Annotated in this window: 9 protein-coding genes; 4 read left to right on the plus strand and 5 right to left on the minus strand. The window is 69.4% G+C overall.

Translation table 11 applies throughout. The features are described 5' to 3' along the window. Positions 1-58: 58 nt before the first annotated feature. A complete protein-coding gene (locus tag ETD83_RS34665; protein WP_138649433.1) occupies positions 59-517 on the minus strand; it encodes an OsmC family protein in 459 nt (152 codons plus the stop codon). Positions 518-650: 133 nt separating this feature from the next. Between ETD83_RS34665 and ETD83_RS43070 the strand changes: the two genes are divergently transcribed. The 3 genes from ETD83_RS43070 (at position 651) to ETD83_RS34675 (ending at position 2357) form a co-directional block, all read left to right on the plus strand. Continuing rightward, positions 651-1016 carry a serine hydrolase gene (locus tag ETD83_RS43070; RefSeq protein ID WP_171064606.1) on the plus strand — a complete coding sequence of 122 codons (366 nt, stop codon included), beginning with the start codon at positions 651-653 and terminating at the stop codon, positions 1014-1016. After that, positions 992-1504, plus strand: coding sequence for a serine hydrolase (locus ETD83_RS43075; protein ID WP_171064607.1), 513 nt, complete (start codon positions 992-994; stop codon positions 1502-1504). The genes ETD83_RS43070 and ETD83_RS43075 overlap by 25 nt, the downstream gene beginning before the upstream one ends. A 115-nt stretch (positions 1505-1619) precedes the next feature. Next, positions 1620-2357: a DoxX family protein gene (locus ETD83_RS34675; protein ID WP_138649435.1), complete on the plus strand. Its 738-nt coding sequence runs from the start codon at positions 1620-1622 to the stop codon at positions 2355-2357. Between the two features lie 73 nt (positions 2358-2430). On the opposite strand, the gene ETD83_RS34680 is transcribed toward ETD83_RS34675, so the two are convergent. The 3 genes from ETD83_RS34680 to ETD83_RS34690 all read right to left on the minus strand — a co-directional run bounded on the left by ETD83_RS34680 (position 2431) and on the right by ETD83_RS34690 (position 6651). Further along, positions 2431-5250, minus strand: coding sequence for a vitamin B12-dependent ribonucleotide reductase (locus tag ETD83_RS34680; RefSeq protein ID WP_138649436.1), 2820 nt, complete (start codon positions 5248-5250; stop codon positions 2431-2433). A 139-nt stretch (positions 5251-5389) separates the two neighbouring features. After that, positions 5390-5863, minus strand: coding sequence for a transcriptional regulator NrdR (nrdR, locus tag ETD83_RS34685; RefSeq protein ID WP_138649437.1), 474 nt, complete (start codon positions 5861-5863; stop codon positions 5390-5392). Between the two features lie 452 nt (positions 5864-6315). Beyond that, complete coding sequence (locus tag ETD83_RS34690) at positions 6316-6651, minus strand: LysM peptidoglycan-binding domain-containing protein (protein ID WP_171064608.1); 336 nt, start codon at positions 6649-6651, stop codon at positions 6316-6318. Between the two features lie 174 nt (positions 6652-6825). Here ETD83_RS34690 and lexA point away from each other — a divergent pair, with 174 nt between their 5' ends. Next, entirely contained in the window at positions 6826-7524 is a 699-nt protein-coding gene (gene lexA, locus ETD83_RS34695) for a transcriptional repressor LexA (RefSeq protein WP_138649439.1), read from the plus strand. Positions 7525-7720: 196 nt separating this feature from the next. Here lexA and leuS read toward each other — a convergent pair whose 3' ends face one another. Then, positions 7721-10189: a leucine--tRNA ligase gene (leuS, locus tag ETD83_RS34700; protein WP_138649440.1), complete on the minus strand. Its 2469-nt coding sequence runs from the start codon at positions 10187-10189 to the stop codon at positions 7721-7723. Between the last annotated feature and the right edge of the window lie 251 nt (positions 10190-10440).

Here is a 10440-nt window from a genome sequence, read left to right on the forward strand (position 1 = left end):
CCCCTGAAGCCCCGCGGCCGCACCCGCTGACCGGACTCGGCCCGGCGAACGTCAGTCCCTAGAAACTCGGTTCGTGGCGGACCGGGAAATTCACCGAGTTCGCGATGAAGCACAGCTCGTGCGCCCGGTGATGCAATTCGGCGGCGCGGCCGGCCTGCCCCGGATCGGCCAGCGTCGCCCGTGGCCGGAGGACGACCTCCTCGAACCGCCCGCCACCGTCAGGAGTCTCCACCATGGTGCCGAGCGGGCTGTCCTCGTACGCGGTGACCACGACCTTCTCGACCGCGCACAAATGGAGGAACCACAGCATGTGGCATTGCGAGAGGGACGCGACGAGCAATTCCTCCGGATTCCACCGCGCGGCGTCGCCACGGAAACCCGGATCGGCGCTGCCCGCGATCGGCGGCTTGCCGTCCGCCCGGACCTCATGGGCCCGCTCGTAGGCGCGGTAGGAACTCGTCCCCGTCCCGGTGTTGCCCGTCCAGGTCACCGACACCTCGTACTGGTGGCTCTTCACGCGGCTCACTCTCCTCGCAGGCGGCAGACGGTTAACACCAAGGTAACGGCGCTCTCACGACACTCGCGATCATGCAGTCGGAGGCCGCACCGCCGTGAGGCGCGGATGGCTCCTCAGCGTCGCCCTGCTCGCGGTGTCCGCCGTCCTCGCGGCCGGTTCTTCGACATTCGTGTACGCGCCCGCCCCCGTCCCTACGATTGCGGCGACGACGCCCGTTCCGCGACAGAGACCGACGCCCACGTTCACCTTCACCGCCACGCAACGCGAAGCGCTCACGCAAGCTCTCCGCGACTACCTGGACGACCGTCCGGGACGTCTCTCGCTTTCGGTACGCGACCTGACCATCGGCGTCTCGTACTCCTACGGCAAGGGCCTGCGAACGGCGACGGCCAGCATCGTCAAAGTCGATATCGTGATGGCGCTGCTGCTGAAGGCGCAGCGGCGGAACATCCGCTCACGTCCGCCGAGAAGGGCTTGGCCGAGCGCGCGATCACGCTGAGCGACAATGCCGCCGCTACCGCGCTCTGGCACGCCATCGGCGGTTCCGTCGGTCTCGCGTCCGCCAATGAGAAACTGGGCCTTCGCGACACCGACCCCGGCCCGGGCGGCGCGTGGGGTTCGATGACGACGAGCGCCGCCGATCAGATCCGGCTGCTGACCGCGCTCATTTCGCCGGAAAGTCCTCTCGCCCCCGGCGGTCGCCGCTACGTCCGCCGCCTGATGCGGGACGTGGCACCGGACCAGGCATGGGGCGTGAGTGCCGCGGGCGCCGAGGCCGAGGTCAAGAACGGCTGGCTGCCGCGCGACGTCCACGGCGGCCGCTGGACGGTCAACAGCATCGGCATCGTCGGCGACGCCGGCCACCGCTACCTGATCGCCGCCCTCTCCGAACGCAACCCGACCATGCGGGACGGCATCGAAGCCATAGAACACACCACCAGGACCGTCACCGAGGCGCTGGCCCAAACCGCCGAAACCGAACGCTGACACCCCGTCCGGGACGTCTGGCACCCGCCCTCACCTGCAGTGGTCGCCGAATCCGCACGAAGGCCGTCATACTCTCCGATCGAACCGGGCCTCACCGCACCCAAGGAGCGACGGCATGCGTCCTCGACCGTTGTACGACGTCGTGGCAGTCCTCGCGCGACTCGGCGTGGGCCTCGTGTTCATGGCGCACGGCTGGCAGAAGATCGAGGCGGGCATCACGGCAACGGGCCGCTCGTTCGACGACCTCGGCGTCCCGCTGCCGACGGCCGCCGCCGTCTACGCCGCCTTCGCCGAGCTCCTCGGCGGGGCCGCGCTGATCGCCGGGCTCGCGCTCCCCGTCACCGGCCTGCTGCTGTTCGCGGACATGGCCGGCGCGTTCGTGTTCGTCCACGCGGGCGAAGGGCTGTTCATGGTGGACGGCGCGACGGTCGAGAACGGCTACGAGCTCGTCCTCGTCCTCGGATTGGCGAGCCTGCTGTTCGCCGCGGGCGCCGGCGGCCGGCTGACCCTCGACCAGTGGATCGTGACGAAGCGGCTGCGCCGGTCCGACGACGACGAGGACGACGCGGCGAGCTTCGTGAAATCGCTCCGTCAGGCCGAAACCCAGAACGAAACCCAGGCCGATCCCCAGACCGAGGCGAAACCTCGCAGGAAACACCGGGCCCGGCGATCGGCGAAGAACCAGCCGCCGGCCGAGCCCGCCGAGCCCGCGGGCCCTCCCGCTCTCGCCGAGGGCTCCGAGGACGACCTGCTCGTGGCGGGCCCCCGCAAGGCCGGGCGGCGGCAGCGCGCCCGCGGCGCCCGCCCGGCCGAGACCGCCCCGGACGACGCCGACAAGGACGACTCGGCCTGACGGACGAATCCCCCGCCCGCCGGGTGCGCGGCGAGCGGGGGATGGACCGAACGCGGGCGCACCCGCCCGGGGACTAGCTGCAGCCGCTGGTGGAGCCGCAGCCCTCGCAGACGTAGCAGCTGCCCGCCGGACGCATCTTCGTGCCGCAGGTGAGGCAGAGCGGCGCGTCCGCGGTGCGTCCCTGACGGGACTCGATGACCTCCATGGACGAGCGGGCCTGCCCAGCCGGGGCCGACGCAACGGGCGCGGGACGAGCGATCGCGGCGGACTGGGCCAGGGACTCGTGGTCGACCTCGTCCTCGGAGTGCAGGGCGGCGGGGTCCTCCCCGTTCGCCTGCATGGCGCGCTCCGCCGCCGTCAGGATGCCGAGACCCGCCCGCTCCTCGTAGGGAAGGTGGTCCAGCGCCAGGCGGCGGAAGATGTAGTCCATCACCGAGGTGGCCATGCGGATGTCGGGGTCGTCGGTCATCCCGGCGGGCTCGAACCGCATGTTGGTGAACTTCTCCACCCACGTCTCCAGCGGGACGCCGTACTGCAGGCTGATGGAGATCGCCATGGAGAAGGCGTCCATCACGCCCGCGAGGGTCGAGCCCTGCTTGCCGAGCTTGAGGAACACCTCGCCGACGCCGTCGTCCGGGTAGGACGACGCGGTCATGTAGCCCTCGGCGCCCGCGACGGAGAACCGCGTGACGGTCGCGGGCCGCTGCTTCGGCAGCCGCCTGCGGACCGGACGGGTCGCGCCCGCGGCCTCCGCGGGCGCCTCCTTGGCCACGTCCTTCTTCCCGGCGGCCGACAGCGGCTGGCCGACCTTGCAGTTGTCGCGGTAGATCGCCAGGGCCTTCAGGCCGAGCCGCCACCCCTCGAAGTACACCTTCTCGATGTCCTCGATGGTGGCCTGCTCCGGCATGTTCACCGTCTTGGAGATCGCGCCGGACAGGAACGGCTGGACGGCCGCCATCATCCGGACGTGCCCCATCGGGCTGATCGCCCGCTCGCCCATCGCGCAGTCGAACACCTCGTAGTGCTCGGTGCGCAGGCCGGGGGCGTCCACGACGTGGCCGTGCTCGGCGATGTACTCGACGATCGCCTCGATCTGCTCCTGCTGGTAGCCGAGCTTCTCCAGCGCGCGCGGCACCGTCTGGTTGACGATCTGCATGGACCCGCCGCCGACGAGCTTCTTGAACTTCACCAGCGCGAGGTCCGGCTCGATGCCGGTGGTGTCGCAGTCCATCATCAGCCCGATCGTGCCGGTGGGCGCGAGCAGCGAGGACTGGGCGTTGCGGTAGCCGTGCTTCTCGCCGAGCTTCAGGCACTCCTGCCACTGCTTCGCGGCGGCCGCGTGGATCTCCTTGTCGATGGCGTCCAGCGTGCGGATGCCGTCGTTGGCGGCCGCATGCTTGCGCATGACGCGCTTGTGGCCCTCGGCGTTGCGGGCGTAGCCCGCGTACGGGCCGACGACGGCGGACATCTCCGCGGACCGGCGGTAGGCGACGCCCGTCATCAGCGACGTGATCGCCGCGGCGAGCGACCGTCCGCCCTCGGAGTCGTAGGCGTGCCCGGTCGCCATCAGCAGCGCGCCGAGGTTGGCGTAGCCGATGCCGAGCTGCCGGTAGTCGCGGGTCGTCTCCGCGATCTTGTCGGTCGGGAAGTCGGCGAACGTGATCGACACGTCCATCGCCGTGATGATCAGCTCGGTGAGCTTGACGAACTTCTGGACGTCGAACGTCCCCGCGGCCGTGAGGAACTTCAGCAGGTTGATGCTCGCGAGGTTGCAGGACGAGTTGTCCAGGCTCATGTACTCCGAGCACGGGTTGCTCGCGGTGATGCGGCCGGTCTCGGGGTTGGTGTGCCAGTCGTTGATCGTGTCGTCGTACTGGATGCCGGGGTCGGCGCACTCCCAGGCGGCCTTCGCCATCAGCCGGAACAGGTCCTTGGCCTTGACGATGTCGACGACCTCGCCGGTCATCCGGGCGCGCAGGCCGAACTCGGCGTCCGACTCGACGGCGTGCATGAACTCGTCCGACACCCGGACGGAGTTGTTGGCGTTCTGGTACTGGACGCTGCCGATGTCCTTGCCGCCGAGGTCCATGTCGAACCCGGCGTCCCGCAGCGCGCGGATCTTGTTCTCCTCGCGCGCCTTGGTCTCGATGAACTCCTGGATGTCGGGGTGGTCGACGTCCAGCACGACCATCTTCGCGGCCCGCCGCGTCGCGCCGCCCGACTTGATCGTTCCGGCGGACGCGTCGGCGCCGCGCATGAACGAGACGGGCCCGCTGGCCGTGCCGCCGGACGACAGCAGTTCCTTGCTGGACCGGATGCGCGACAGGTTCAGGCCGGCGCCGGAGCCGCCCTTGAAGATGACGCCCTCTTCCTTGTACCAGTCGAGAATCGACTCCATCGTGTCGTCCACCGCCAGGATGAAACAGGCCGAAACCTGCTGCGGGGACTTGGTGCCGACGTTGAACCAGACCGGGGAGTTGAAGCTGAAGAGCTGGTGGACGAGGGCGTACTTCAGTTCGTGGTCGAAGATCTCGGCGTCCTGCTCGGTGGCGAAATAGCCCTCTTTGAGAGCCGTGTCCACGTACATGCGGACGACCCGGTCGACCAGTTGCTTCAGGCTCCATTCGCGCTGCGGCGTGCCGACCGCGCCGCGGAAGTACTTGGACGTGACGATGTTGACGGCGTTCAGCGACCAGAAGTCGGGGAACTCGACGCCGCGCTGCTCGAAGTTGACCGAGCCGTCGCGCCAGTTGGTCATGACGACGTCACGACGTTCCCAGCGCAGCTCATCGTACGGATGCACGCCGGGGGTGGTGAAAATGCGCTCGACCTTCAGCCCCTTGCGGCTCCCCTTGCCGCGCCGAGCCGCCGAGCCGCTCACCGTCTCCGTCATGACCTTCCCCCTCTCGGGCCCACCCGCCGGGCCCTGTTAAGGAACAACCTCACCACCGCGCGGGGCATGCCCAGCGCGGGGACGCTCTTACATGTGCTGCTGTTAGTTAGGTGTGCTGCTGTGTTTTCCGGAACCCGCCCTACCGAGGAGGGCCGGACTCCCCCGAGAAACCGGCCTTCCGCAGTGTTTCGATCTCCTTGGCGAAGTCGTCCAGCGACTCGAAGCCCCGGTAGACCGAGGCGAATCGCAGATAGGCGACCTCATCGAGCTCGCCGAGCGGCCCCAGGATCGCGAGGCCGATCTCGTGCGAGGGGATTTCCGCGGAGCCGGAGGATCTGATCTCCTCTTCGACCCGCTGTCCCAGCTTCGCGAGCGCATCCTCGTCGACCGGACGGCCCTGGCAGGCCCTGCGCACACCGGCGATGATCTTTTCCCGGGAGAACGGCTCGGTGACGCCGCTGCGCTTGGCCACCATGACGAGCACATTCTCCTGCGTCGTGAATCGCCGACCGCATTCGGCGCACGAGCGGCGGCGTCGAATGGCGCCCCCGTCGTCGGTCGAGCGGCTGTCGATCACTTTGGTGTCAGGGTTGCGACAGAACGGGCAGTGCACGTTTGATCCCTCCCCTGACGATAACGCTTCACACCGCTGAACAGTTCCATATATAGGTGAAGTACATCGGTGTGACTACTAGATGTTGTGGTCCAACGGTACGACTCGCCGCAGGCGTACGCAACCTGATCTCACGCCTCATGGATCACATCCGGCGCGTCCGTCCAGGTCAGGCCGGCCCTCCTCGATTTCGTCCCGGGCGTGTCGTCACGCGGAGTCCTCGTCGGTCACAGAGCGTCAGATCACCCCCTATATCGCCCCTCCCGGGACCGGGCGCATCTCCCACATCCCCGGCGCCGTCGGTGCTTCCGAGGCCGTCCAGCGCCACCGCGTCGCGCCCGCACGGGCCCGCACGGCGCCGCGCACGGGCCCGCACCAGGCCGCACACACGGGGCCCGCGCGGGCACCAGAAGCGAATGCGGTCGCGGACGACACTCCCACCGGGTGGTGGCTCAGGAGGCGGGGAGGCGGAGTTCTTGACCCGGCTGGACCGTGGGGTCGCCGCCCAGCCCGTTGAGGTCGATGATGCGCTGGACGACGACGCGCGGATCGGCTCCCGGGTCGACGTCCGCGGCGATGTTCCACAGGGTGTCGCCGCGTTCTACGACGACCGTCCTGGCGGGCTTGGACGGGCCGGTACGGGCCTCACCGCCGCCGGCGGAGGCACCGGGCCCCACGGTCAGCCACAGGCATATGAGCGTCACCGTCGCGGCGAACAGGACCAGGACCGCGCGCCCCCGCCGGGTCAGGCGAATCGGGGCACGGTCACTCTGGGGTGAACCCGACATCTCTCCCCTCCTCGACGTCGAATGCATTTTCGATCGAACGCCTGTACGATGTTCTACCAGGAGGCGCCGACAAAAAGCGAGCACCACTTCGAACAATTGTTTGATCATTGGGCTCCGACGCGATAGGTTCCATGACAAGGAGTGACCGATCGAGGCGCCGGGAGGCGACGAGCGATGAGCAAGGTCCGGGAGCTGCCAGACGGCCCCATGGACGAGACGGGGCTGACGCAACGGCAGCGCATGGTGCTGGAGGTGATCCGCGACTCGGTCCAGCGCCGTGGGTACCCGCCCTCGATGCGTGAGATCGGCGAGGCCGTGGGCCTGACCAGCACCTCCAGCGTGTCGCACCAGCTCCGGGCGCTGCAGCGCAAGGGTTTCCTGCGCCGCGACCCCAACCGACCGCGCGCGGTCGAGGTGCGGGTGCCGGGCGCCACGCCGGTGCGAACGGACGAGGAGGCCTACGAGGCGGGAGGGCAGCCCGCGTCCACGCAGCCCGCGCCCGCGTACGTGCCGCTGGTCGGACGGATCGCCGCCGGTGGTCCGATCCTGGCCGAGGAGGCCGTGGAGGACGTGTTCACCCTGCCGAAGCAGCTCATCGGCGAGGGCACCCACTTCCTGCTGAAGGTCACCGGCGACTCGATGATCGACGCCGCGATCGCGGACGGTGACTGGGTCGTCGTCCGGCAGCAGCCGGTGGCCGAGCAGGGCGACATCGTCGCCGCGCTGATCGACAACGAGGCGACGGTGAAGACGTTCAAGCGCCGGGAGGACGGCCACATCTGGCTGTTGCCGCAGAACCAGGCGTACGAGCCGATCCCCGGCGACGAGGCGACGGTCCTCGGACGCGTCGTCGCCGTCCTGCGCAAGATGTGACACGCGCGCGGCCCCGCAACCCCGGGGCCGCGCGCCCCACCGGACGCGCCCGCGCCAGGGCCCCTCGCGGTTCCGTCCGCCAGGCCCAGTGATCCTCAGGCTCCGGTAGTCCTCAAGCCCGGTGATCCTCAGGCTCGGGTGGTCCTCAGGCCCGGTGATCCTCAGGCTCGGGTGGTCCTCAGGCCCGGCGGGATGGTCAGCGCTTCGGCACGATGTTGACGATCTTGGGTGCGCGGACGATGATCTTGGCGATCTCGGCCCCGCCCAGCGCGTCCTGGACCTTGGTGGACGCCAGCGCCAGCCGCTCCAGATCGGCTTCGGCGATTCCCGGCGCGACCTCCAGACGGTCACGGACCTTGCCGGCGACCTGGACGACGCACGTCACCGACTCCTCCACCAGCAGGGCCGGGTCGGCGGACGGCCAGCCCGCCCGGATGACCGGCGCGGTCCGTCCCAGCAGCTCCCACGCCTCGTCGGCGGTGTAGGGCGCGAACAGCGACAGCAGGACCGCCATGGCCTCGGCGGCCTCGCGGACGGCGGGGTCGGCGGCGCCGGGGCCCGAGTCGATGGCCTTGCGGGTCGCGGTGACCAGCTCCATGACCCGTGCGATGGCCACGTTGAACCGCTGCGTCTCGATCAGGGTGGTGGCCTCGTGGACCGTCCGGGCGGTGACCCGGCGCAGGGCCGGGTCGCCCGAAGCGGCGTCCACGCCAGGCGCGGACGCGACCTCGGCGGCGATGCGGTGCACGCGGGACAGGAACTTCGACATGCCGTGCGGGGACACGTCCGCCCAGTCGATGTCGTCCTCCGGCGGGCCGGAGAACAGGATCGCCAGCCGGACGACGTCCACCCCGAACTCGGCGATCTGCTCGCCCAGGTCGACGCCGTTGCCCAGCGACTTCGACATCGCCTTGCCCTGGTTGATCACCTGGCCCTGGTTCAGCAGCCGCCGGAACGGCTCGGTGAACTCGACCATGCCCATGTCGTGCAGCACCTTGGTGAAGAACCGGCTGTACAGCAGGTGCAGGATGGCGTGCTCGACACCGCCCGTGTACTGGTCGACCGGCATCCACCTGCGGACCTGCTCGACGTCGAACGGGCCGCCCTCGTAGCCGGGCGAGCAGTAGCGGAAGAAGTACCAGGACGAGTCGACGAACGTGTCCATGGTGTCGGTGTCGCGCCTGGCGGGGCCGCCGCACTTGGGGCACTCGACGTTCACCCAGTCGGACGCGGCGGCCAGCGGCGACGTGCCCTTCGGGGCCAGGTCGGCGCCGCGCAGCCCGTCCGGCAGCGTCACCGGCAGCTGGTCGTCCGGGACGGGCACCTCGCCGCACGGCTCGCAGTGGATGATCGGGATCGGGCAGCCCCAGAACCGCTGCCGTGACACCAGCCAGTCGCGCAGCCGGAAGTTCACCGCCGCGCGCCCCGTGCCGCGCTCTTCCAGGATCTCGATGATGCGGGCGATGGCGTCGGTCTTCGTCAGCCCGTCGATGGGACCGGAGTTGACGATCTCGCCGTCACCGGGCGTGGCGGTGCCGGTCTCGGCCGGGTCGGGCAGGCCGGTCTGGACGACGACGCGCACGGGCAGGCCGAACTTCAGCGCGAAGTCCAGGTCGCGCTGGTCATGCGCGGGGACGGCCATGATCGCGCCATGGCCGTATTCGGCCAGGACGTAGTCGGACGCCCAGATCGGCAGCCGCTCGCCGTTGACCGGGTTGACCGCGTAGCGGCCCAGGAACACGCCGGTCTTCTCCCGCTCGGCGGACAGCCGCTCGATCTCGCTCTCCCGGGAGACCTCCTCGCGGTACGCCTCGAACGCGGCCCGCTGGTCGGGCGCGCAGATCTCCTCGGCCAGCGCGGCGTCGGCGGCGACGACCATGAACGTCGCGCCGAACAGGGTGTCGGGCCGGGTGGTGTAGACGGCGACGGGCTCGTCCCGCCCCTCGATGGCGAAGTCGACGTCGGCGCCGGTGGAGCGGCCGATCCAGTTGCGCTGCATCAGCAGGACGCGCTCGGGCCACTTGCCCTCCAGCTGCTCCATGTCGTCCAGCAGCCGGTCCGCGTACTCGGTGATCTTGAAGTACCACTGGGTCAGGACGCGCTTTTCGACCAGCGCCCCGCAGCGCTCGCAGTGCCCGCCGACGACCTGCTCGTTGGCCAGGACGGTCTGGTCCTTCGGGCACCAGTTGACGTGGCCGCCCTTGCGGTAGGCCAGGCCCCGGTCGTAGAAGCGCAGGAACAGCCACTGCGTCCACTTGTAGTACTCGGGGTCGGACGTGTGCAGCCGCCGCGTCCAGTCGAACGACGGGGCGTAGCGGTGGAACGAGGACGCCTGTGTGTCTATGTTGGCGTACGTCCATTCGGCGGGGTGCGAGTCGCGCTTGATGGCGGCGTTCTCGGCGGGCAGGCCGAAGGAGTCCCAGCCGATGGGGTGCAGGACGTTGAAGCCGCGCTGGAACCAGTACCGCGCGGGGACGTCCCCGATGGCGAACGCCTCCGCGTGGCCCATGTGCAGGTCACCGCTGGGGTAGGGGAACATGTCCAGCGCGTAGCGGCGCTCATCGACATCGTTCTTCTCGTCGGCCGCGAAAGGTTCGAGCTCTGCCCAGCGGGCCTGCCACTTGTCCTGAACCGCCCGCGGGTCGTAGTGCTCGTCGCTGCTCACGCTTCCAGACTCCGGTTTCTTGCTCGTTCGCTGGCTGCAAATGGTCGTGGGCCGTGCTCCGACATGAAAGGACCCCTCGCGCAGGAGGGGCCACCACGTTGACGTCAGTCCGTCAACGTGGTCGTTCAAGGAGCAGCCGTGCCGACATACATCAAAGGGTAGCGCAACCGCAAGCCCGCCCGCGGGCACTGATACGCGCGCAAGAGCTGAGAAACAGCACCTGCTCCGGGAAGGCGGAAGCCGCGGGGTTC

The sequence above is a fragment of the Actinomadura soli genome, from assembly GCF_005889715.1.
In the GTDB taxonomy this organism is placed as follows: Bacteria; Actinomycetota; Actinomycetes; order Streptosporangiales; family Streptosporangiaceae; genus Spirillospora; species Spirillospora soli.